Here is a 25,082-nt window from a genome sequence, read left to right on the forward strand (position 1 = left end):
TGCTTTTTAGTGGCTATTTTTTTCGAAGTTGGTTTATTTGAGAATATAAATCTCCAGTTGTTTTAACATTTTTTAATTTTGTTTTATCAATGTTAGCTTTTTTACTTAGTTTTGTTATATCATCGTCGTTGGCAACTTCATCAACATTGATTGATTTTATATTGGTTACTTTTCCGTCTTCCATACTTGGAATCTCAATAATATCATCATTAATCAATTCAGCAACGTCTTGATGAGCTTTAGAGTCAGTATCAATACCAACGATTTTCCAATTATTCAGTAACTTACCTTCATAGACACCATTTTTTTCTTCTTTAATATATCGAGCAGATAATTCACGAATACGACCTTCAACTTCACCAAAAGCATCAGGAGAAAAGGTTGAGTATACTTGGTTGAATTTTCTACCAGCTAAAGGACCTTCTTCTGAAGTTAAGAAATTCATTCGATATTGATTCATTCCAATTTTCAAAGGCTCATTTAAATCAATAGGGGTGTCATCAAGTCGTCTTAAATTAGTAATACGTTCACCAGCTGGTTGGGATAAATCAATGTCATATTTCACATTGTAAAAACGATCGTTTGTATTGTATTTACTAATTCTTCTTTTTGGATTGTAACTAATGGTTACATCTCCTGGTTGGCTTTGATTGTAGTAATCAGCTCCCCATTCCATGTAATCTTTTAAGTCTTTTCCGGTAATATCAAAGACTGTCACTTCGCCATCAGTAAATTGATAGTTTCTGGCAATATCTTTTTTCTTAATGTCACCGATATCTAATGATGGTGTATCAGTATCGATTTGGAAAGCCACAACATCAGCATTTTTACTATAATGAAGCATCACTTCACCAAAGAAGTTAACTAAAGGTGTTTCTTCTATTTGAGCATTTGAAATCCCTTTAATATCGTTTTTAGGAACTAAGTCCATTCCAGTTAATTGACCAACGACAGTGTTCGCGACTTTACGTGCTTTTTCATGAGATGATTTTAATAAATCATTGATTTCTTTATCTTCTTCATATTTAGCCACTTCAATCGCTGACCCTTTTTTATTTTTTACTTTGTAGCCATCTTTTGTTTTGTCTAATGTTAAATCAACGCGTGAGACAAATCGACCATATTTATCAGGTTCCACAATTAAGACATTATTAATGTATTCCTCTTCTACTAATTTATGCATGTGTCCGGCAAAAACCACATCTAATTCAGGAATGGCTTCAGCCATGTCAGCAACACCAGTGTTATGTACATCATTTTCATTATCTAATCCCATATGTACTACACCAACTAAAACATCTACTTTACTTTTTAACTCTTTTACAACGTTAATCGTTTCTTTGACTGGGTCTGTTAGTTTTTTTCCATCAAAAATTGTGGTATCTTTTTTAAATTCCGCAACCATTGGAGTGGTCATTCCAATAAAACCAACTTTAACCCCATCTTTTTCAATAACTTTGTAAGAATCAAAATAAGGTTGATCATTATCTAATTTGACATTACCTGCTAGGACAGCTCCATCAAATTGGTCAGTGATGTTGTCTAAAACATCAAAACCATAATCAAATTCATGATTTCCCATAGTCCAAACATCGTACTTAAGAGCTTTTAGTACAGTTGTTGCGGGGTGATTATCATCGTTTTTAAAAATTTCAGCTGAGTTGTCTTGAATTAAATCCCCGGCATCAACAAGTAGAGTGTTCTTATTTTTATCTCTAACTTCTTTTACGATAGTTCCAATTTGAGAAAAACTACCGATTTTATTTTCGACATCTGTTGTATAATCCCAAGCCATGTACCGACCGTGAATATCAGATGTTCCTAAAATGGTTAATTCTTTTTGTTCTGACTCTTTTTTCTTAGAAGAGTTTTCATTTGTTTTAGTTGTACAACCAACTAACCCGACAATCCCTAATAATGTGATTGTTGCTAATTTAACTTTTTTCATAATCTGTTGTATATCACCTTTATTTGATATACTTCCCCTTTCGATTTTTGGCGACATTTATGTATCCCCTTACAAAACCTAACATAGCTGTTTATAAATAACAATATCAGAAGATAAAGTGTTATATTTTTAGTATATTTGATATAACATAGTTGAATTATAAAAAAACCAAAGTGCGTATAAGCGTACTTTGGTTTTGGTATTTAGTCTTTTTTACGTCTCTCATAGCGATTAAATAAAAGCAGGGCAATTAGTGAGAATAATACAGGTCCGGCAATTTGCCATAATGTATCTCCCCACACAGGGCCATCTTTTCTAAATAAAGGCTCAATAATGGTAAAGATATTAGCAAACCCAATGACGGACATGACAACGATTGTACTTACCATATATTGTGTTTTGGTTTTAAAGATATTAATGGAATGATCAATATCTGTTTTTTGTTTAAATGCTGGAAATGCTCCTGTTAAAAATAGATAAGGAATTGTCATAGAAACATTAACCATTAATGTTAAAACATTATAGAAGGATTGAGCATCTTTTCCGCCAAATGATACAAGTGCTAAGATGACAACAACGATCACACATTGAATCCACATAGCAAAAGCTGGCATGCCTTTATCATTTTCTCTGACCATTTTTTCAGGCCAAAGACCTTTTGGTGTTCCTTCGATAATGGTTTTTAGTGGTGAATAGATTAACGTAAAGAATGCGCCTAGGTAAGCTAAAAACATAGATAGACCAGTAAATCTTGCGAAAGCGTGACCAATAGCTAAAGCTGTATCTGTTGATAAATTAATTGCTCGTCCTAATTCAAATCCTAGATTGTTCATTAAGACATAAGTGATATTACCAAGATTCACATTATCTCCGCTTAAAACAGAATTCCAGTTTGTTGACACACCCCATAAAAGAATCGTTAATGCATACCCAATAGAGATAATAATCGCTGAAAGAATAACTCCTTTAGGAAAATTTTTCTCAGCATTTTCTGTTTTATCTACTAATCCACCAACAGCTTCCAATCCACCATAAGCAAAAATAGCAAATACTAAAAATGAAATAATGGCTAGTGGAGAATTAAATCCTGGATTAGGTGAATCAATAAAACTTTTCATGCCTTCGATTGGTTGGGCAACTTGTCCTTTGTTAAAGACTAAAATAATCAAGCTGACAACAATCAATACAACGTTTAAAAATGTGACAGCAATCCCACCAACAGAGGTGATTTTAGTGATTTTATCCAAACCTCTTGCGGCAAAAAATGTTACGATAATGATAAATAAAATAGCTAACAACCCGATTGTTTGTGTCGAATCAAGACCGAATAAACTCCAATAATTTGTGTGGTCCGATCCGGAATAAGTGGTTGATAACGTAATGAATACTTTAGTAGACACGTTAACCATCCAAATGATATAAGAGGTGTACCACATAAATGTTCCGATGAACGCATATTTTGGTCCAACAGATTTTTCCATCCAAGTGTACATCCCACCACTTTCATGTTTGAAAGTAGACCCATATTCAGCCATCATAAGTGCATATGGTATAAAGAAAAAGAGCGCAGCTAAAATATACCAAATGATTGCACCATATCCCATACGATAAAAGGCGACTGGAGCATTACCGAACCCGAATACCGAGGTAAAAATCATTAAGATTAAACCGAACAGGGTTACTTTTTTTGTTGCTTTTGTCATAAAAATCCTCCTTAATTTAAAATACCTTATTATACCCCATATTTATAGTATCAAACATTCTGAGAATAGATTAAAAGAACTAAGTAAAATGTTAGTAAATTTACTCAGTTCTTTTAATATGTTTATTAAATTGTTACTTTTTTGTTAGCTTATTCTTACCTAAATTCATCTATTATCTTATTTTTCTTTTAAATTCTCATTTTCTCAATAGCTTTTCTCATTTCTTCTTTTGCTTCATCGTCTGTTTCTTTGTTAAAGTATTCGATTAAAAAGTCAAGAATTGCTTGATTACTTGGGTCAATCATACTAAGTGACCAGGCAGCTGTGCCTCTTATAACGGGACGAGGATCATTTTCTATACAGCTTAATAGATTAGGAACACTTGTTTTGTCTCTCACATTTGCTAAAGCAATAATGGCATTTCGTTGGATTGGTTTTTTCCCACGCCAAGATCCGGCAAGGTAACCAAAGCGTTCTTTAAATTCACGATTGGAGATTGTTAATATCGGTTTTAGTAAAGGCGTCACGACTTCAGGATCTGGTTCCATTTCTTTATGAAAATGAAAGTTTTTGCCTTTATTAAAAGGACAGACTTCTTGGCAAATATCGCACCCATAAATAATTGACCGAATCTTTGGTCGATATTCTTCAGGCATGAACCCTTTTGTTTGTGTTTGATAGGATAAACATTTTTGAGCATTCATCCTACCATCTCCCAGTAAAGCAGATGTGGGACATTGATCGATACACTTAGTACATTCTCCACATTGATTTTCAATTGGCGTATCTGGTTCAAATGGAATATTTGTAATGATTTCACCCAAATAAACATAAGATCCAAACTCTTCTGTGATTAATAACCCATTTTTTCCAATAAACCCAAGACCTGCTCTTTGAGCAACAACCACGTCTATTAATTCACCAGTGTCGACCATTGGTTTAAAAGTAACATCTAAGTTTTGAGATGCTTCTTCTTTGATAAAATCGATTAGTTTATTCAGTCTGTCTTTTAAAATATCGTGGTAATCAATCCCCCAAGATGCTCGAGCAAATTTTCCACGTTTTTCGCCTCGGACAGATTTTAAACGGTCATTCATTCGTGTTGGATAAGCTAGAGCAATCGAAATGATCGATTGTGGTTGATCAAAAATTAATTCTGGATAAAGGCGCTCATCAATGTTTCCATATTCAAAACCTGTTGTATGATGGTTTTCTTTTTGTTCGATGAGACTGTCTTTTAAATGGTCAAACGGTTCAGCAGTAGTAAAACCAATCTTATCAATGCCGATGTCTTTGCTTGCTTCAATTATTTTTTGTTTTAATAAGTGAGTATCCAACACATTATCCCTCCAGTTTGATTCTTTATTAAGTATCAAACAAACCTTTTTATATTTCAAGCTTTTTTGACGCTATTTGCGAATGTAGTTTATAAGAGGTGAGGGTATGCTTATTGCAATCAATGAAAAAGAAGAGATGATTATGAGTCATGATGCAAATAAAAAAGAAACGTATTATTGTCCAAGTTGTCATAGTGAAGTGATGTTAAAAAAAGGTGAGATTAAGTATCCTCACTTTGCACATAAAACAACAACAGTTTGTCAGACAGCAACTGAAAATGAATCTGTTGAGCATTTAGCAGGAAAACTACTTATTGCCAAAAATTGTGAGATATTTGGTTTAGAGTACCAAATAGAAGCGTATTTACCAGAAATTAACCAACGAGCCGATGTATTGATTGATAAAAAATTGGCAATTGAATTTCAATGCAGTCCATTAAGTATTGAACGGTTAAAAGAAAGGACAGAGCATTATAAACAAAATGGTTACCAAGTTTTCTGGATTTTAGGCCAGAAGTTAGGGCAGTTGAGCAGTTTGACAGAATTAAAAAAACATTTTATTTATTTTGATCATTGCAGAGGCTATGTTGATTTTTGTTTGTTAATTGATAAAGAGGCATTAGTCATGACACATTATTTAACTCATAATGGTAAAGATATGATTGTCCGAAAGAAAAGCTATTCGCTACAAGATTATAGTTTAAAAGAGTTGTTGTTGAAACACTGTATGGTCGCTAGTTATAGTATTGTGAGTCCATTAAAAGAAGTGAGTCGAAGAAAAGATAGACTATCCAAACGCTTGTTGCAATCAGATAAGTCATTAAGAGTGTTACAAGAGTATTTATATCAACAATTGTATCATTTGTTATATTTACCAGAAGTGGTGTATTTACCAAGTTTATATCATCCTTTCTTTAAAGAGACAGAGCTTGTAGTTCGTTTGATTATATTTAATGAATTAAAGCATCAAAAAAAGATATCTTATGTTGAATTAAAAGAAATGATTATAAGTGAGATACCAAATGAAATGTTGGACGATTATGCTAATTTAGGAAAATATCAAGTCATAGATTATTGTTTATCTTTATATCTTCATTTTTTAAAAGAAATAACAGTCGTTGAAGAAATATCTCCAAATGTATTTCATTTTAAAGAAGAGGAGGTATTGAATAACGCTCAATGGAAAAATTTCTTTAAAAAAAGAAGTGAAAGACTAACTCTTCCGTTAAAATATGATATGATTATTAAGTGATAATGAGAAAGGGGTTATTTAAAGATGAGTGAAACAAAACAATTACCAAATCGTTCAGAACTATCAGAGGAATTAACATGGGATTTAACACCTATTTTTGCATCAGATGATGCCTTTAATGATGCATTAGAGTCATTAACATCAGATTTAGAAAAAGCAAGTGACTATCAAGGGACATTGAAAAATGGAGCAACTGATTTTTTAACTGCTATTGAATATGTGTTATCTATTCATCGTATGACAGAAAAAATTTATGTGTATGCCCATTTAAAAAATGACCAAGATACAAGCAATGCGATTTACCAAGGAGTATATGCTAAAGCTAGTACGATTGCTGCTAAAGCAGGAGAAGCAGTATCATGGTTTGGTCCAGAGGTTTTAACATTATCAGATGAGACAATAGAGGCATATTTTAAAGAAGAATCTGGTTTAGAAATCTATCGTCATTTTATCAACCAAATTACAGCAGATAGAGCACATACCTTATCTGAAAAAGAAGAAGCGTTATTAGCTGGAGCAAGTGAAATTTTTTCAGCATCAAGTCATACTTTTTCAGTATTAAACAATGCTGATTTAGAATTTCCAATTGTGACAGATGAAGAAGGCGAAAAAGTTCAACTATCTTCAGGTATGTACGGTCAATTAATGGAAAGTACTAATCGTGAAGTTCGTAAAGAGGCGTTTGAAGGATTGTACAAAGTCTATAAACAATTTAGAAATACGTTTGCAAGTACGTTATCTTCTCACGTGAAAAAACATAATTTTAACGCACAAATTAGAAATTACAGTTCTGCCCGTGAAGCTTCTTTAAGTGCTAATCATATTCCAGAATCAGTCTATGATACATTGTTAGATGTGGTACATAAAAATTTACCATTATTACATCGTTATGTTGCGTTGCGTAAAAAATTATTAAATGTTAGTGAGTTGCATATGTATGATATGTATACACCAATATTAGGTGATGCACCAATTCGTTATACGTATGAAGAAGCCAAATTAAAATCACTTGAAGGATTGTCTCCATTAGGTGAAGAATACTTAGAAATCGTTCAAGAAGCATATGGTGACCGTTGGATTGATGTGATTGAAAACAAAGGTAAACGCAGTGGGGCATATTCTTCAGGTAGTTATGACACAAAACCTTATATCTTATTAAACTGGCATGAAAGCTTAAATCATTTATTCACGTTAGTTCATGAAATGGGACACAGCGTGCATAGTTACTATACAAGAAAATCTCAGCCTTATGTGTATGGGGATTATTCAATCTTCTTAGCAGAAATTGCCTCAACAACTAATGAAAACTTATTAACAGATCATTTGTTAAAAACAGAAAAAGATCCGAAAGTTAAGGCGTTTATTTTAAATCATTATTTGGATGGTGTAAAAGGCACAATCTTTAGACAAACGCAATTTGCTGAATTTGAACATTTTATTCACACTGAAGACGCAAAAGGAACGCCACTAACAAGTGATTATTTAAGTGAGTACTATGCTGATTTAAATGCGAAATACTACGGTGATTCAGTAGAACGCGATCCAGAAATCGCGTATGAATGGAGTCGTATTCCTCATTTCTACTATAATTATTATGTGTATCAATATGCAACAGGTTTTTCTGCTGCAACTGCTTTAGCGGATAAAATCATTCGTAAAGAAGAGGGCGCTTTGGAAAATTACTTAACATTCTTGAAATCAGGAAGTAGTGACTACCCAATCGATGTCATGAAACGTGCTGGCGTTGATATGACACAGTCTGCTTATATTGAAGAAACAATGAAAGTTTTTGAAGCACGTCTTGATGAATTAGAAACATTAATTGATTCATTTTAATAACATAAAAGGAATGCTCTAGTGTTTAGGGCATTCCTTTTTTAGTATTCTAATAATTTTGCACAACTTGTCTGCGTATGTTCCACTTTTAATAATTGTTTGATTAAATCAGTCGAAGAGAAAGCATCGATTAATACACCAAAGTTTCGTGTACAATCATAATTAAATATAACGGCTTTAGCGAACCGATTGATGCCCATCTCATTTGCTATTTGTTGATCTGTTTTGAAAAAATCTTTAATTAATTTAGATTGTCTATCTAATTTAAATGTTTCTTTATCAGCGTTAATCTTAGTTAGTATCATATCAACTAATTCCTCAGAATAAGCCATCTTCTTTTTTCCGACTAAATCTTGTAAATGGAATAAGAATTTTCTTTCCATTTTTTTCCCTTGAAGTTGAGCCGCTTTAACATCTAAACAGGCAGAATAAACTGTTTCGATTAAGTGATTTCTAAAAACTAAATCATTGGTGGGATAGTTGTTATCAATCAAGTAATGGTGGATAATTAAAGGATTTAATACAGGAATTAATTTTAAATAGACTTTCGTGTGTTCGTTCTCAATTGCTTTTAAAAAACGCTGTTCAGACAAAAGACAACGCTCGTCTAATGGATTAACAAATAAATAAATCTCTACCATTATGCCCCCCCTTACATAGGAAAACTGTTCTACTACTTACGTATAATGTAACAAATATTCACAAAAAACAAAAGAGAAAAGCCTTTTGTATCAATGTGTTAAAATCAACCGTGATATTCTATCATACGTGCGATTTTTTTGCTAGCAGGACGTCTTTTAATGCCTTCTTTTATTAGAAAGTCATTAAAAAAAGATTCTCCTTGTAAAGAGTCACTGACTTCCATTTCAAGTTCAAAATCAACAACGTCACCAAAATGACTTTCATCAAGAACTAGTAAGACGTTGTTATTTAATTTTTTTTCACGTCGATTGGTTGTTAATGAACCAATCAGATTCAGATCGTTTATAGGAATATTAATTGATTTTAAAAAACGAGCAACCTCTCCGTGTGTGTAAATTTGTTTTTCCATGATTAAGGCAGTCATTTGCTCCTCAGTTAAATCATCTGTAATTTCTTGATAAGTGTGACTATTTTTTGTTGGGACTTTTAATGTGCATTCATTTTTTCCAAAACGTTTTCTAAGTCGTAATCCCATCCCTTGTTCTTTTAACTGTTGACTAGGTGTATCAAAATAACAATTTGTTTGAGAAAAAGCTAGCGTTGTTGGAAAATATTTCGTTATCAGTTGTTCAAATTCTGTTTTAGTTAACATGTTTTTAAATTCGATTTCTAGTTCTTTAGACACAATCTTCACCTCGTTGGTAGTGTAATGAATTCATTCTAAAAAAACAACTATAATGACTTATTTGTGAGCTAACTTTTTAAGAGCAATTATGTTAAAATATAGCATGTATGTTGATAGTGAAGGTGGCGAATAGGATGGAAGAAAGAAATTGGCAATTATTTTTGGCACCATACGAACAGGCTGTTTCAGAATTAAAAGTTAAACTTCGAAATATTCGGACACAGTATAAAGAAAATAATTTGCACACCCCGATTGAATTTGTAACAGGTCGTGTGAAACCTAAAGATAGCATTTTAACTAAAGCAACATTGCGTGGTATTGAGTTAGATAGATTAGAAGAAGAGATGCAAGATATTGCAGGGCTTCGTGTGATGTGTCAGTTTGTTGAAGATATTTATGAGGTGGTGGCACTTCTTCGAAAACGAACTGATTTTAAAATTATTCAAGAAAGAGACTACATCACGAATAAAAAAGCAAGTGGGTATCGCTCATACCATGTGGTCATTGAATACCCAGTTCAACTTATTATGGGTGAGAAAAATATTTATGTTGAGATACAGATACGGACGTTAGCGATGAATTTTTGGGCAACCATAGAACATTCACTTAATTATAAATATGACGGTGAATTTCCAGAAGAAATCAATAAACGATTAGAATTAACAGCAGAAGCTGCCTATTTGTTAGATGAAGAAATGTCAAAAATACGTGATGAAATTCAAGAAGCCCAACATCTCTTTTCATATCGAGACTTGGAACACTTGGAAAGATATGTCAATGAAAAGAGGGCAGATAATGATGAGAATTAGGGTTTATTCTAATCGAAAACCAACGTCAAGGAAAGTCACGCAAGAACTATTATCAAAATTGCGTAAAGCGGGATTTATTTTAGATAAAAAAAATCCTGATGTAGTCATAACAATTGGTGGAGATGGGACGTTATTAAGTGCGTTTCATGCTTATGAAAGTCAATTAGATACCGTTAGATTTATTGGTGTTCATACAGGTCATTTAGGTTTTTATACGGACTGGCGAGACTATGAAATAGATGAATTGGTACGAAGTTTGAAAGAAGAAAAGCAAAACAGTGTGAGTTATCCCTTGTTAGATGTTTGTTTGACTTATACAAATAATATGCCAGACCGACATTTTTTAGCGCTTAATGAAGCAACCATTAAAAATGTCGAGCGAACGATGGTAGCTAATATCTACATTAAAGATGAACTATTTGAATGTTATAGAGGAGATGGGTTGTCGGTTTCAACGCCAACAGGCTCTACTGCTTATAGTAAAAGCTTAGGTGGAGCAGTAGTTCATCCACGAGTGAATACTCTTCAATTAAACGAAATAGCCTCATTAAATAACCGAGTATACCGTTCGTTAGGCTCACCAATGATTATAGCACCAGATGAGTGGATTAAATTAGATATGAAAAAAAGAGAAACGTATAGTTTACATGTGGATAATTTATCATTGACTAATTCTAATGTTAAACAAGTGACGTTTCGTTTATCGGAAAAAAGAATTCATTTTGCACTATATCGACACACTCATTTTTGGCGCCGAGTGAATAATGCGTTTATAGGAACTTCAAAGGAAAGTAGCGAGAAATTATGAGATTTAGCTGGACAGTAGATGAAGAAAAGACTACTTTAAAACGTTTTTTAAATAATAAAGGGGTATCGAGAAGACTTTTAGCTAAAATAAAGTTTCAAGGTGGAACACTTTTAGTTAACAAACAAGTTCGAAACACAAAATATGAAGTAAATTTAGGTGATATCGTCACGATTATTATACCTGATGAAGGGGAGCATGAAACAATGCTTCCTTTTGAGTCTAAACTAGATATCGTGTATGAAGATGAACACCTATTGATTGTCAATAAACCAACAGAAGTGGCATCGATTCCGTCGCAATATCATAAAAATGGTACGATGGCCAATTATGTAAAATATTATTACAATCAACAACAATATGTTAATCGTATCATTCATGTCGTGACGCGCTTAGATAGAGATACAACAGGATTAATGATGTTTGCCAAGCACGGTTTTGCTCATGCTATGATGGATAAGCAACTTCAATCAGGTGAATTGAAAAAATATTATCATGCGTTAGTTGGTGGCGATTTGTCTCGTTTGAAAAAACATGAAACCATTGATTTACCAATTGGAAGAGATGAAACATCCATTATTAAACGTTGTGTCACAGAAAATGGTCAGCATGCGATAACGGAATATAAATTAGTCGAAACAAATGAAGATATCGCACAAGTTGCTGTACAGTTACATACAGGGAGAACGCATCAAATTCGCGTTCACTTTTCAGCAATCGGTTGTCCTTTAATCGGAGATGAGTTGTATGGTGGGGACTTAACAAAAGGATTAAATAGGCAAGCACTTCATTGTCAGAAGTTAGTTTTCCTACATCCATTTACAAGAGAGGAGTTAACATTTGAGTTGCCATTACCAAATGATATGGAAGAGTTGATAGAGTAAGGGGAGTTCGTTGGTATGACAGAAGTGTTAAACAAAGAAGAACAAGAAAAAGAATTATTATCTCTGTTGCAGAGCCAAGAGATGGAGTTATTTAGGGAAAAATTCTTAGACTGGCATTTATATGAACAAGGACAGTTTTATTTATCTCTTGATGAGAAAGAACGTCATTTAATGTATGCCTATCTTTCACCAAAAGAGATGGCAGACATGTTGGATGTGATTGAAGAAGATCATGAGGGTTTGACTGACTATATTACAGAAATGTCACCAAACTATGTCGTAGCTATTTTAGAAAGTATGTATACTGATAATGCGGTGGATATTTTAAGTCAGCTAGAAGAAGACACAGCACGAAAATATTTAGATAGAATGAAGCCAGAAACGTCAGTTAATATGAAAAAATTGCTTCATTATGAAGATAAAACAGCTGGTTCGATTATGGCAACCGAATATGTATCCATTGTTGCCAATCAAACTGTACGTTCTGCTCTAACGCTATTAAAAAAGAAGGCGCAAGAAGCAGAAATCATTTATTATGTCTATGTGGTTAGTCTCAGTAATCAATTGGTGGGAGTTATTTCTTTAAGAGATTTAATTGTCAGTGATGATGATATGATGATTGAAGACATGATGGGTGAGCGTGTGATTAGTGTTAGCGTGAATGAAGATCAAGAAGAAGTAGCAAAAATGATTCGTGATTATGATTTCTTGGCAATTCCAGTAGTGGATGATAATAATCATTTGTTGGGGATTATTACGGTAGATGATATTATTGATGTTATTGATGATGAAGCAGCTAGTGATTATTCTGGACTAGCCGGTGTCGACGTTGAAGCAACTACTGAAAGTTCATTTCAAGCAGCTTTGAAGCGTTTGCCGTGGCTAGTGACGTTGCTCTTTTTAGGAATGTCTACAGCCTCTTTAATCAGTCACTATGAAGTCTTGATTAGTGAAGCTAGCATTTTGGCTGTTTTTATATCTCTTATTACAGGAACAGCGGGGAATGCCGGAACACAATCTTTAGCTGTGGCAGTTAGAAAATTAGCAGTATCTGATGACAAAGAACTAAATTTTTTCTCACTTGTTATGAGTGAAATTTTGACAGGAATTATCACTGGAGCTGTAACAGGGATAGTAATCTTTTTAGTAGTTGGGTTCTGGAAACAGAATTTTCCACTCGGTCTTGTCATAGGAATAGCGATGCTTTGCGCGATTACTATTGCGAACTTGGCAGGAAGTTTAATTCCTATTTTAATGGAAAAAATTGGGTTTGATCCAGCGGTTGCTAGTGGTCCTTTTATTACCACATTAAGTGATTTGACTAGTGTGCTCATTTATTTTAATATAGCGGGTTTATTTATGCCTTTAATCGTAGGTAGTGTATAATAAGAATAGAAATTCGAAGAAGTCATCATAAAATGGCTTCTTTTTTATAGGATAAATGAGAAAAAAGGGGAAAAGTCTATGTTGGTTGAACATCAAATCAATTCAAGTTTTGAATGGATTGAAACACATCACTTATCATCAAGCGAGAAAAATATTTTGAGAGAACAATATCAATTACCAGAAGAAACATTAGAATATGTGATGGATATTTATGAAAGAAGTAATTATATTACCGATTCAGTTAATGACTTAGAATTAATTGTCATTCATGTCCCAACTAAACAACCTAAAGAAATTCGTTATGTCTCTCGTCCAGTTAGTTTTTTGGTAAAAGGCAATAAATTATTTTCTTTTAATGAAGGCGAAAGTGTGGTGAGTTATGATGGGGTTAAAAATGCCATAAATCAAGATATTCATTCAACCCCAATGATTTTTTTATTTGAATTGATACGAGAGTTGATTGATAGGTATCTACCTATTTTGAGAGAAATATCGAAAGAGCGTCACCAAATGGATGATTTGTTGACTGAAAAAGTAAAAAATAAAGATTTGGTTCGCCTGTCCTATTTACAACAAACCTTAACGTTTTTACTTAGCGCTTCAGAAAATAATTTAGAAATACTTGAACAAATTAAGCGTTCAAGGTTAGGTCAAAGTTTTGATGAACAAACAATGGAGCGACTAGATGATGCGCTCATTGAAGCAAACCAAGTAGCACATATGACAGAATTGGAATCAGATATTGTAGACCGAATCGCCCGTATTTTTGACAGTATCATGAACAATAATCTAAACGATACCATGAAATTTTTAACAGTTTGGTCTTTAGCATTAGCCATTCCAACTTTAATTACCGGTTTTTATGGAATGAATATTGATTTGCCACGATTTTCTTCTGATTACGAATGGATTTATGTGGTAATTTTATCGGTAATCTTGATTATATGGTTAATCATGTTTATTAAGCACAAAAGAAAATAAAGAGAAAATGATTTGTCATGGTATTTTGACTCTTTGTCAAATAGGACTGATGAGTTAAATCCATAAGATGATAAATTTGAGAGTAATCTCAGATTTATCATCTTTTTTAGTTATTTAATTTTTATAAGACCGTTTATCAATAAAATTCTTATTCTCATGTTGCTGAATGATTTGAATCCGTTAGCGGAACTAGATTTTTTATCCTGTTTGCCTAAAAGAGTGGTGGTCAATACACTAGAAACATATTCTGAAAAGTTAGGATTTGATTATACAATAGATGTGAATAATATTTATGACATTATGTTTAATCAGTGGATAGTATTCTCTTTTTTAAAAAAAGATAGCCAATACCAGGATACATTAGAAATGACAGATAAAGAAGCAGCCTTTTTACTCTCACAGATGGAACACTTCCAAACATTTTGCTTATCAGCTAATCCATTCATTAAACACGAGTACTACAAAAAAACATTTATCCGTTTGTATGATCGTATTAATCGTTGTGATTCTGTAAAACAATTAAGTCATATTTTGATGATTAGAACGAAGTATGAGCAGATGAGTTATTTAAACATATTAGATGGTAACAAATATCAAGAAGAAGCCCATGACATTTATGATTTATATTTAAACCATTCATTAGATAGAAAAGCGTGGATGAAGAAAATGGAAAAACTATCTTTTTCAGTGGTGATTCTATTAATCCTCTTTTATAAACGAGATAATCAGACAGAATGGTGTTCTTGGAATGATATAGTGAACGATAGCATGGAAGATGCGTTTCTAGAAGTATTAAAAAGTAAGGTTAAAGGATGTTCTTTAGAAGAAATGGAGCTGATGAACGATGTTTTACATCAGATAAAACTACCAATGATTGATTTTTATTAATAAAGGACAAACAAAAAAAGAGATGGAAACCATCTCTTTTTTGTATAAAGATAATTGAAAATCTTATAGTAATTTGTTGTAGAATTCAACTACGTAAGATTCGTCAACTTCTTGTGGTAATTCATCACGTTCTGGTAAACGAGTGATGCTACCTTCTAATTTTTCAGCGTCAAAGCTTACAAATGAAGGACGACCTAAAGTTGATTCAACAGCATCTTTAACGATTGTTAAATCTTTAGATTTTTCACGAATAGAGATAACTTGTCCAACAGACACTTCGTATGAAGGAATGTCAACACGTTTGCCATCTACTAAAACGTGACCGTGGTTAACTAACTGACGTGCTTGACGACGAGTTGTAGCTAAACCTAGACGGTATACAACGTTATCTAAACGTTGTTCTAAAAGGATCATGAAGTTAACACCGTGTTTACCTTCTTTGATTTTTCCAGCTCTCATGAAAAGGTTACGGAATTGACGTTCATTTAAACCATACATATGGCGTAATTTTTGTTTTTCAGTTAATTGCATACCATATTCTGATTTGTTTCTTCTTTGGTTTGGTCCGTGTTGTCCTGGTGCATATGGACGACGAGCCAATTCTTTACCAGTTCCTGATAAAGATACGCCTAAACGACGAGATAATTTCCAACTTGGTCCTGTATAACGAGACATTAAAAAATCCTCCAATATAATTTTATTTGGAGTAAAATAATTTCTTGAAAATATTAATAGACGCTTAGTTTATTCTTCAATCTTCACCTTTGCAGCCGCGGTTACACAATTGAACCCATATAGGCAAACAAACTAATAAACGTGCTACTTATTCTCTAGCTGCATTATTTTACACAAATTCCATTATACTTGATGATTTTTGAAAAGACAAGGATTAATTAATGTTTTCTATATTTGTTTTCCATTAAAAATTTGACGTATTTTATCCTAATATTTATTAAACTTTTAGTAGATTTGAATGAAATTTTGAGATATAGTATCTACTGTAAATAAAAGTTTGTTCAAAAAATAACAATGTATTAAAGGAAGGAATAAGACAATGGCACAACATTCAGAATTGATGGCAAAATTAGATGCATCCATCGAAAAAAAAGATGAATTAATTCAAAAACATTTTGGAAGATATGCAATGCGCTCCGTGTTAGCCGCATTATACTTAAGCTTAGGTTCGGCTATTGCAATAGGGTTAGGACTGAAGTTTACTGATCCTGCTACGGGGAAAGCTTTATACGCCATGGCATTTGGTTTGGGGTTAGCATTAATTATATTTTTAAATGCAGAATTAGGAACATCAAACATGATGTATATGACTGTTGCAACCTATCGAAAAAAATTAGCGCCAAGTAGAGCGTTGAAAATATTGATGGTTTGTGTACTCTTTAATTTGATTGGTGCGTTTGTTGTAGCGTATCTATTATCTCTTACAGGGGCCTTTAAAGGTCTTCCAGCAGATAATTTTTTAACTCATTTAGTTGAAGGAAAATTTCAAAAAGGAATAATGCAGACATTAGTTGAAGGGATTTTTGCTAATGTTATTGTCAATTTAGCGGTTCTAATGTCAATGAAGTTAAAAGATGATGTGGGTAGATTGTTTGGTATTATCTTAGTGATTTTTATTTTTACCTTCTTAGGATTTGAACACGTTATCGCCAATTTCATTTATTTCCCATTAGCGTATTTTTCATCAGGTGGAATGATTGCTGGGATGACAGTTGGTGCAGTGGCAACCAATATTATCTTCACTTTTATTGGGAATTTTATTGGTGGAGGACTAGTCATAGGGTTAACTTATGCATGGTTAAATAAAGATGAGAGTGTTCATTATTTAGATTAAAAGCAAAAAAAGTTTGTCATACAATTTGCATGACAAACTTTTTTATTGAATAAAGATAACATCCTCAGGTGCATAGTTTGGATTTTCTTTATTAATGTGATCATAGAACATAATGCCATTAATATGATCAATTTCATGCTGAACAACAATCGCCATATAATGTTTCAAACGAATTTTATGTTGTTCGCCGTTCATATCATAATATGATACGGTAATACGAGCATTTCTGACAACATATCCTGGAACAGGGCGATCAACAGATAAACAGCCTTCGCCTTCTTCAAGGGCAGCTTGCTGAACAGAATGACTTAAGATTTTTGGATTATACATGACAGTGCTTAATAGTGGTTCAGGATTTTCCTCTGATTGACTAGGAATTTCTATCGCAATAATGCGTTTTGAAATATTAAGTTGAGGAGCAGCAAGACCAACACCACCACGTAGTTGATATTTTTCGGCAAGTTCTGGATCTTGACTATTTTTAAGAAATTCTTGCATACGTTTTCCTAACTCGATATCTTCTTCAGATAAAGGTAAATCAACCTCTTTAGCCACTTCACGAAGGGTAGGATGCCCTTCACGGATAATATCATCCATTGTAATCATCAATATCCCTTCCTTTCTATCTAATATAGTACTTTTTATTTTACCATAAAACAAAAATGATTAGAAATAAATAAATTGCTTAAAACTATAATAAATGTTATTTATACTTATTTTATTTTGGTAATAGAATGATGAAAACTTTCATATTTTTCTAATAAAGTAAAACAGGTATGTTATTATTCTAAAGGATTTATATCTAATGAACAAATTAACGGGAGGCTATTTATTAAATGAGCAAGCAGCAGTTTGGCATGGTTGGATTAGGTGTTATGGGAAGAAATTTAGCATTAAACAGTGAAGGAAAAGGATACAGTGTATCAGTCTACAGTCACTTTTATAATGAAACGAAAGAATTCCTTGAAGCTTATCCTGAAAGAAATATTAAAGGGTTTGAATTAATTGAGTCATTTGTTCAATCAATTGAAAGACCTAGAAAAATTATGTTAATGGTAACTGCTGGAGAGATTACTGATAAAATGATAGAACAGTTGTTACCTCATTTAGAAAAAGAAGATATGTTGATTGATGGTGGTAACACGCATTATGAAGATACTCTCAGACGGAGTCGTTATTTAGAAACATTTGGTATTAACTTTATTGGATCAGGTGTGTCTGGTGGAGAAGAAGGAGCACTAAATGGACCGTCACTGATGCCTGGAGGACAAGAAAAAGCGTATCGCTTAATCCAACCACTTTTTGAAGATATAGCAGCAAAAGCACATGATGGTAAACCGTGTGTATCGTATATTGGACCAGATGGTGCGGGTCATTTTGTCAAAATGGTTCATAATGGCATTGAGTATGGTGATATGCAGTTGATTGCAGAAGTCTTTGACATATTAACAAGAGGACTTCATCTAACAATCGAAGAGGTATCAGATATTTTTAGTATGTGGAATGAAGGCGAATTAAATAGCTATTTAATGAGTATTACTTCAGAATTATTGAAACGAAAAGATGACTTAGATACAGAAGATTATATTGTCTCTAATATTTTAGATAAAGCAGGAAATAAAGGGACTGGAAAATGGACAAGTCAAAATGCACTAGATTTAGGAGTGCCGTTACCATTAGTAACAGAAGCAGTATTTGCTCGGTTCATGTCTGCTTTAAAAGAAGAAAGATGTGTCGCAAGTAAATTACTGAGTGGACCAACTACGACAATATCGTGTGATAAAAAAGAGATGATTGAAAAAATTAGACAGGCTCTTTATTTCAGTAAAATCATGAGTTATGCTCAAGGATTTTCTCAAATGATGATGGCAAGTAATGACTATAACTGGCAGTTGAACTATGGAGAAATCGCTCAAATTTTTCGAGAAGGATGCATTATCCGTGCGCAATTCTTACAAAAAATTACGGATGCTTACACAAAGAATCCAACACTTAAAAATCTCATGTTGGATGATTATTTTTTAACTATTGTCACGAACTATCAAGACGCTATTCGTGAAGTTGTATCGTTGGCCGTAAAAGTAGGGATTCCAACGCCAACGCTCTCATCAGCTATTGCGTATTATGATTCTTATCGTTCAAAAGACTTACCAGCAAATATTATTCAAGCACAAAGAGACTATTTTGGTGCGCATACTTATGAACGAAAAGATAGAGACGGAATATTTCATTATGATTGGTATAAAAAAGACAAATAAAACGTGAATTAATCGTAAGAAACAGTTGCTTTTATACTGAAAATCATGTAAAGTACCATTGTGTGATAAATCGTCACATGCCTATTACTTGGTACATCGAATCACCAACGATATACTCAGTTTTGGGGAAATACTATAGAAGAGGTGAAAGACATGGCAATTTCAAAAGAACGCAAAAACGAAATCATTAAAGAATACGCACGTCACGAAGGAGATACTGGTTCTCCAGAAGTACAAATCGCTGTTTTAACTGCAGAAATTAATGCATTAAACGAGCATGCACACGTGCATAAAAAAGACCACCATTCATACCGTGGATTAATGAAAAAAGTTGGTCACCGTCGTAATTTATTAGCTTACTTACGTAAAACTGATGTTCAACGTTACCGTGAATTAATCAAACGTTTAGGCTTACGTCGTTAATCAATTTAGCTAAGAATAAGAGGATAAGTGAGGTCGTTTTGATCTCGCTTTTCTTTTAATAAAAAACCGAGGATGAGCTGATTGTCTACTATGCAAATATGAGTTTTCTCTACAAATTAAGAGGCGATTGATATTTGTTTAGTAGTCTGTTCACCTCGAGTATGCAAAGGAGAAAAAATAATGCATAGTGAAAAACGTGTATTTGAAACAACTTGGGGCGGCCGTCCGTTATCAGTTGAGATTGGTCAATTAGCCAAACAAGCAAATGGAGCAGTTTTAGTAAGATATGGAGATACGGTTGTATTAAGTGTTGCAGTGGCTTCAAAACAAGCCAAAGATGTTGATTTTTTCCCATTAACAGTTAACTACGAAGAAAAAATGTATGCTGTTGGGAAAGTGCCAGGAGGGTTTATTAAGCGTGAAGGTCGTCCAAGTGAAACAGCGACATTAACAGCTCGTTTGATTGACCGACCAATTCGTCCAATGTTTGCGGAAGGATTCCGTAATGAAGTTCAAATAACTAACACTGTCATGAGTGTGGAACAAGATTGTTCACCTGAAATGGCTGCAATGTTAGGATCATCTTTAGCTTTATGTGTATCTGATATTCCATTTAATGGCCCAATCGCTGGTGTCGAAGTTGGTTTTGTTGATGGGGAGTATGTGATTAATCCAACTGTTGAACAAGCTGAAAATACAACGATTGAATTATCAGTAGCTGGAACAAAAGATGCGATTAACATGGTTGAAAGTGGTGCAAAAGAAGTATCTGAGGAAGATATGTTAGGTGCACTGTTATTTGGTCATGAAGAAATCAAACGTTTAGTGGCTTTCCAAGAAGAAATTGCCAATGAAATTGGCAAAGAAAAAATGGAAATCGAGTTATTACAAGTTGACGCTGAGTTAGAAAAAGAAATCAATGATACATATATGCCTCGTATGACACAAGCCATTCAAACAGAAGAAAAATTAGCTCGTGAAGACAATATTTCAGCCTTAAAAGATGAAGTGATTGCTGTTTACGAAGAAAAATTTGCTGAAGACGAAGAGTCTGCTAAATGGATGAAAGAAGTTCGTCAAATTTTAGAAGACATGGAAAAAAATGAAGTTCGTCGTCTGATTACAGTTGAAAAAGTTCGTCCTGATGGCCGTAAAATTGATGAAATTCGTCCGTTATCATCAGAAGTTGGTATCTTACCTCGGGTTCATGGTTCTGGATTATTCACTCGTGGGCAAACACAAGCTTTATCAGTTTGTACATTAGCACCACTTGGCGAACATCAAATTATTGACGGATTAGGTGTGGAAGAAAGCAAACGATTCATCCATCACTATAACTTCCCTCAATATTCAGTTGGTTCGACTGGACCAATGAGATCACCAGGTCGTCGTGAAATCGGACATGGTGCATTAGGTGAACGTGCGATGGCACAAGTTATTCCAAATGAACAAGAATTTCCATACATGATTCGTGTGGTTTCAGAAGTATTAGAATCAAATGGTTCTTCTTCTCAAGCAAGTATCTGTGCGGGGATTTTAGCCTTAATGGATGCTGGTGTTCCGATTAAAGCACCTGTTGCTGGTATTGCAATGGGACTTGTAATGGATGGAGATAACTACACTATCTTGACAGATATTCAAGGAATGGAAGACCACTTAGGTGACATGGACTTTAAAGTTGCCGGAACAAAAGATGGTATTACAGCCTTACAAATGGATATTAAAATTGAAGGTATTACAGAAGCTATCTTAACAGAAGCTTTAACTCAAGCGAAAAAAGCACGTATGGAAATTCTAGCTGAATTAACATCAACGATTGCTGAACCTCGTAAAGAGTTAAGCAAATATGCTCCTAAGATTGAAATGATTCAAATCAAACCTGAAAAAATTAAAGACGTTATCGGTAAAGGTGGCGAAACCATCAACAAAATTATCGAAGAAACTGACGTTAAAATTGATATTGATCAAGAAGGTAATGTAAGTATTGCTCATCAAGATCAAGAAAAAATTAATCGTGCGATTGAAATCATTAAAGACTTAGTTCGTGAAGTTGAAGTGGGACAAGTATACTTAGCTAAAGTTGTAAGAATTGAAAAATTCGGTGCTTTTGTTAACTTATTTAAAGGAAAAGATGCGTTAGTGCATATTTCTCAATTCTCACATGAACGTGTGAATAAAGTAGAAGATGTGGTTAAATTAGGCGATGAAATCCTTGTGAAAGTGACAGAAATTGACCGTCAAGGACGCGTTAATGCTTCACGTAAAGCAATGATTGAAAAACCTAAAGAAGAGAAAAAAGAAGAGAAAAAAGAAGAAACAAAAGAAAAATCTGAATAAAACCCAAAATCACCCATTAGAGTTATCTAGTGGGTGATTTTTGATTCGTTAGATAGTTGAGGGATTTCTTCTAGCAAAGTCATAAAATAAAAATTTGTCCACACGATGTCTGCTGTCTGTATATTGAAATTGTTCTGCATTGGCTAAAAAGACGCGACTTTGAATGGAAACAATATTGGTATCTTGAGGATTTAAATCAAGGTATTGTTTTTCTTCTTGATTTAATTTTACTACGCGAATTTCTTTTTCCGCGAATGAAATTTGTAAATTTAAGTCTTTCTCGATGTATTTATAAATAGAGTCTTCACCGATTTCTTTTGTGAGAGTAGGAATAAATCGACATAAAAGATAGTCTGTATCTAAAATAATTTTTTGTTTATCAATCTCACGAGTTCGAATCATTTTCCATGCTTGTTCTCCTACAGAAAATCCAGTGAGTGATTCAAGTTCTTTGTCAATAATGATTTTTTCTAAGAAAATCACGTTCGTAATACTTTGATAACCATAAGCATTTTGCAATTCTTTATAGCTCGTTAATCCAGATATAGGAAATCTTAACTGTTCTCGTTTTAAAACAAGCGACCCTTTTCCATGTATTTTTTGAATATAACCGTTAGTCATAAGAAGATTTAATGCTTTTCTTATAGTATCTCTAGATACTTTAAATAGCTTCACGTATTGATTTTCACTAGGTAAATAATCTCCAGGTAAAAATTCTCCTCTTAAAATACTATTTTCTATTGATTGGTAAATAACCTCATATGCTTTCATTCCTATTTCCCCCTCCAATTAAACTTGTATGAACAACTATACAAGTTAGTATAAAAGAAAAAAATAAAAGCGTTTTAATTATGAAAGAATTTTAATAAATCAGTCATTAAATTGATAACTTGTTAGTGTTTGTCTATACAAGTGTATAGTTATAGTGAAAAAAAGCTGTTTTATTAGATTTTTTATGACAAAATGATGTGAATTAGAATAATGAAAAATAAATAAAATGTGTTAGCGCTTTACAAAGTGGTGAGGAGGGTGTATATTTTGTTTATGATAACTTGTATGTACAAGTGAAAGGAGAAAGAAGATGGGAAAATTTAATCAAGATGCATTATTATTATTAGACTATGTTGGTGGTAAAGAAAATATTGCCGCAGTCACACATTGTGCCACACGTATGAGGTTTGTGTTAAACGATCCATCAAAAGCACAGGAAGATAAGATTGAAGATATTTCTTGTGTGAGAGGGATTTTTACAAATGCTGGACAATTCCAAGTCATTATTGGGAATGAAGTACCAACATTTTATCAAGAATTTATGTCTATTTCAGGAATTCAAGGTGGAACAAAAGAGGAAATTAAATCAGCAGCAAAACAAAATCAAAACATGCTACAACGTGCAGTAACTGTTCTAGCGGAAATTTTTACGCCATTATTGCCAGCGATTATTGTTGGAGGATTAATTTTAGGTTTTAGAAATATTTTAGAAGCTGTTCCGATGGGATTTTTAGATGGTAAAACGATTACAGAGTCATCTACTTTTTGGAATGGAGTTAATGGATTTTTATGGTTACCAGGTGAAGCGATTTTCCATTTCTTACCAGTAGGAATTACATGGAGTATTGCTAAAAAAATGAAAGGAACTGAAATATTAGGGATTGTTTTAGGGATTACATTGGTTTCTCCACAACTTTTAAATGCCTATGCAGTAAACTCAACCAGTGCGGCAGATATTGCAGCTAATTGGAGTTGGGATTTTGGTTTCTTTACAATGGATAAAATTGGGTATCAAGCACAAGTGATACCAGCGATGTTAGCAGGGTTTATGTTAGTCTATTTGGAAAGATTTTTGAGAAAACATATACCAGAAGCTATTTCAATGATTTTTGTTCCGTTCTTTGCATTATTACCAACTATTTTAGCAGCACATTTAATTTTAGGACCAATTGGTTGGAAAATAGGTTCAGCCATTTCAACAGTCGTTAATACAGGATTAACTTCTTCATTAAATTGGTTATTTGCAGCTGTGTTTGGTACATTTTATGCACCACTTGTTATTACAGGATTACATCATACAACTTTAGCAATTGATCAACAACTAGTAGCAGATTTTGGGTCAACCAATCTTTGGCCAATGATTTGTTTATCAAATATTGCTCAAGGAGCAGCTGTTTTAGCTGTTGTTTATGCTCATAGAGGAAATAAAAAAGAAGAACAAGTATCTGTTCCATCAGTTATTTCAGCTTGGTTAGGTGTAACAGAACCTGCGATGTTTGGGATTAATTTAAAATATATGTACCCATTTGTTGCGGCAATGATTGGTAGTGGAATTGCTGGTTTGTTTGTGACATTATTTGGTGTTAGAGCCCTATCAATTGGAGTGGGTGGATTACCAGGTATTTTAGCGATTGTGCCAAAATATTACGGTGTATTCTTTATCGGAATGATCATCGCTGTGGCAGTCCCATTCGTCTTAACATTGTTCTTTAGAAGAACAGGTATTTTTAATCAGTTGGATAGAGTAGGAGAAGCGATTTCGCCAATAGACGATAGTTTAAGTGGGCCGATTGCTCCTGAAGAAGTAGTCAATGAAGTCGTAACAGTTTATGCGCCATTGGTAGGAGATATGGCACCAATTACTGAATCAAAAGATCCAGTATTCTCACAAGGTACGATGGGACAAGGTGTTGTGATTGAACCAAGTGAAGGTCATGTTTATACTCCAATGAATGGAACGATTAGTTTAGTCTTTCCAAGTAAACATGCCATTGGGATTACAGATGATCATGGAATTGACATGTTAATTCATGTTGGATTAGATACTGTCAATTTAAACGGTCAATATTTTGAAACACATGTCAAACAAGGTGATAGAGTGACTGTCGGTGATTTATTATTAGATTTTGATATTGAGGGCATTAAAGAATCAGGATTCTTAACCCAAACACAAATTGTGATTACAAATTCAGATAGTTATCAAGTAGACCCAATTATAAAAGAGGGTCAAGTAAATAAAAACACAAGTATTTTACAAGTAAAATCGATTTAGTAAAGGAAGTGGCGTC

General features: G+C 33.4%; 21 protein-coding genes. 13 read left to right on the forward strand and 8 right to left on the reverse strand.

The annotated features are described in order from the left end of the window. Nucleotides 1-13: 13 nt before the first annotated feature. The 3 genes from CBF36_RS05300 to queG all read right to left on the reverse strand — a co-directional run bounded on the left by CBF36_RS05300 (nucleotide 14) and on the right by queG (nucleotide 4,988). Nucleotides 14-2,005: a bifunctional metallophosphatase/5'-nucleotidase gene (locus CBF36_RS05300; protein ID WP_243637980.1), complete on the reverse strand. Its 1,992-nt coding sequence runs from the start codon at nucleotides 2,003-2,005 to the stop codon at nucleotides 14-16. Between the two features lie 146 nt (nucleotides 2,006-2,151). Continuing rightward, nucleotides 2,152-3,651, reverse strand: a complete 1,500-nt coding sequence (yjeM, locus tag CBF36_RS05305; RefSeq protein WP_125957267.1) for a glutamate/gamma-aminobutyrate family transporter YjeM — start codon at nucleotides 3,649-3,651, stop codon at nucleotides 2,152-2,154. A gap of 188 nt (nucleotides 3,652-3,839) precedes the next feature. Continuing rightward, nucleotides 3,840-4,988: a tRNA epoxyqueuosine(34) reductase QueG gene (gene queG / locus CBF36_RS05310; RefSeq protein ID WP_416340695.1), complete on the reverse strand. Its 1,149-nt coding sequence runs from the start codon at nucleotides 4,986-4,988 to the stop codon at nucleotides 3,840-3,842. A 106-nt stretch (nucleotides 4,989-5,094) separates the two neighbouring features. Between queG and CBF36_RS05315 the strand changes: the two genes are divergently transcribed. Further along, nucleotides 5,095-6,240, forward strand: coding sequence for a competence protein CoiA (locus tag CBF36_RS05315; protein WP_125957271.1), 1,146 nt, complete (start codon nucleotides 5,095-5,097; stop codon nucleotides 6,238-6,240). Between the two features lie 24 nt (nucleotides 6,241-6,264). Next, nucleotides 6,265-8,076 (forward strand): oligoendopeptidase F, encoded by a 1,812-nt coding sequence (gene pepF, locus CBF36_RS05320; RefSeq protein WP_125957273.1) that lies wholly within the window; start codon nucleotides 6,265-6,267, stop codon nucleotides 8,074-8,076. Nucleotides 8,077-8,117: 41 nt separating this feature from the next. Here the strand turns inward: pepF and CBF36_RS05325 are convergent, their stop codons facing one another. Both CBF36_RS05325 and CBF36_RS05330 read right to left on the reverse strand, forming a co-directional pair. Further along, entirely contained in the window at nucleotides 8,118-8,717 is a 600-nt protein-coding gene (locus CBF36_RS05325; RefSeq protein ID WP_125957275.1) for a DsbA family protein, read from the reverse strand. A gap of 104 nt (nucleotides 8,718-8,821) precedes the next feature. Further along, nucleotides 8,822-9,403 (reverse strand): CYTH domain-containing protein, encoded by a 582-nt coding sequence (locus tag CBF36_RS05330; RefSeq protein WP_125957276.1) that lies wholly within the window; start codon nucleotides 9,401-9,403, stop codon nucleotides 8,822-8,824. A gap of 134 nt (nucleotides 9,404-9,537) precedes the next feature. On the opposite strand from CBF36_RS05330, the gene yjbM reads away from it, so the two are divergent. From yjbM to CBF36_RS05360, 6 genes are all read left to right on the forward strand, one after another. Then, entirely contained in the window at nucleotides 9,538-10,212 is a 675-nt protein-coding gene (gene yjbM / locus CBF36_RS05335) for a GTP diphosphokinase (RefSeq protein WP_165865390.1), read from the forward strand. After that, nucleotides 10,202-11,020 (forward strand): NAD kinase, encoded by an 819-nt coding sequence (locus CBF36_RS05340; protein ID WP_125957351.1) that lies wholly within the window; start codon nucleotides 10,202-10,204, stop codon nucleotides 11,018-11,020. Before yjbM ends, CBF36_RS05340 begins: the two co-directional genes overlap by 11 nt. Continuing rightward, entirely contained in the window at nucleotides 11,017-11,901 is an 885-nt protein-coding gene (locus CBF36_RS05345) for an RluA family pseudouridine synthase (protein WP_125957279.1), read from the forward strand. The genes CBF36_RS05340 and CBF36_RS05345 overlap by 4 nt, the downstream gene beginning before the upstream one ends. 15 nt (nucleotides 11,902-11,916) lie before the next feature. Next, on the forward strand, nucleotides 11,917-13,287 hold the full coding sequence (gene mgtE / locus CBF36_RS05350; protein ID WP_125957281.1) for a magnesium transporter: 1,371 nt from the start codon (nucleotides 11,917-11,919) through the stop codon (nucleotides 13,285-13,287). Between the two features lie 78 nt (nucleotides 13,288-13,365). Then, the gene (locus tag CBF36_RS05355; protein WP_125957283.1) at nucleotides 13,366-14,268 is read left to right on the forward strand and encodes a magnesium transporter CorA family protein; all 903 of its coding nucleotides are present in this window, start codon (nucleotides 13,366-13,368) and stop codon (nucleotides 14,266-14,268) included. 222 nt (nucleotides 14,269-14,490) lie between these two features. Next, entirely contained in the window at nucleotides 14,491-15,156 is a 666-nt protein-coding gene (locus CBF36_RS05360; RefSeq protein ID WP_125957285.1) for a hypothetical protein, read from the forward strand. 63 nt (nucleotides 15,157-15,219) lie between these two features. Here CBF36_RS05360 and rpsD read toward each other — a convergent pair whose 3' ends face one another. After that, entirely contained in the window at nucleotides 15,220-15,831 is a 612-nt protein-coding gene (rpsD, locus tag CBF36_RS05365) for a 30S ribosomal protein S4 (RefSeq protein ID WP_125957287.1), read from the reverse strand. Nucleotides 15,832-16,210: 379 nt separating this feature from the next. Here rpsD and CBF36_RS05370 point away from each other — a divergent pair, with 379 nt between their 5' ends. Then, on the forward strand, nucleotides 16,211-17,005 hold the full coding sequence (locus tag CBF36_RS05370) for a formate/nitrite transporter family protein (RefSeq protein WP_125957288.1): 795 nt from the start codon (nucleotides 16,211-16,213) through the stop codon (nucleotides 17,003-17,005). A gap of 42 nt (nucleotides 17,006-17,047) precedes the next feature. On the opposite strand, the gene def is transcribed toward CBF36_RS05370, so the two are convergent. Next, nucleotides 17,048-17,611: a peptide deformylase gene (gene def, locus CBF36_RS05375; protein ID WP_125957290.1), complete on the reverse strand. Its 564-nt coding sequence runs from the start codon at nucleotides 17,609-17,611 to the stop codon at nucleotides 17,048-17,050. 230 nt (nucleotides 17,612-17,841) lie between these two features. Here def and gndA point away from each other — a divergent pair, with 230 nt between their 5' ends. From gndA to pnp, 3 genes are all read left to right on the forward strand, one after another. Then, the gene (gndA, locus tag CBF36_RS05380; RefSeq protein WP_125957292.1) at nucleotides 17,842-19,263 is read left to right on the forward strand and encodes an NADP-dependent phosphogluconate dehydrogenase; all 1,422 of its coding nucleotides are present in this window, start codon (nucleotides 17,842-17,844) and stop codon (nucleotides 19,261-19,263) included. Between the two features lie 153 nt (nucleotides 19,264-19,416). Then, on the forward strand, nucleotides 19,417-19,686 hold the full coding sequence (gene rpsO / locus CBF36_RS05385) for a 30S ribosomal protein S15 (RefSeq protein ID WP_125957293.1): 270 nt from the start codon (nucleotides 19,417-19,419) through the stop codon (nucleotides 19,684-19,686). Nucleotides 19,687-19,866: 180 nt separating this feature from the next. Continuing rightward, the gene (pnp, locus tag CBF36_RS05390) at nucleotides 19,867-22,023 is read left to right on the forward strand and encodes a polyribonucleotide nucleotidyltransferase (RefSeq protein WP_125957295.1); all 2,157 of its coding nucleotides are present in this window, start codon (nucleotides 19,867-19,869) and stop codon (nucleotides 22,021-22,023) included. 48 nt (nucleotides 22,024-22,071) lie between these two features. Here the strand turns inward: pnp and treR are convergent, their stop codons facing one another. Next, nucleotides 22,072-22,794, reverse strand: coding sequence for a trehalose operon repressor (treR, locus tag CBF36_RS05395; RefSeq protein ID WP_125957296.1), 723 nt, complete (start codon nucleotides 22,792-22,794; stop codon nucleotides 22,072-22,074). Between the two features lie 310 nt (nucleotides 22,795-23,104). On the opposite strand from treR, the gene treP reads away from it, so the two are divergent. Further along, nucleotides 23,105-25,066 (forward strand): PTS system trehalose-specific EIIBC component, encoded by a 1,962-nt coding sequence (gene treP, locus CBF36_RS05400; RefSeq protein ID WP_125957298.1) that lies wholly within the window; start codon nucleotides 23,105-23,107, stop codon nucleotides 25,064-25,066. Nucleotides 25,067-25,082 lie beyond the last annotated feature (16 nt).

The sequence above is a fragment of the Vagococcus bubulae genome, assembly GCF_003950315.1.
Lineage (GTDB): Bacteria > Bacillota > Bacilli > Lactobacillales > Vagococcaceae > Vagococcus > Vagococcus bubulae.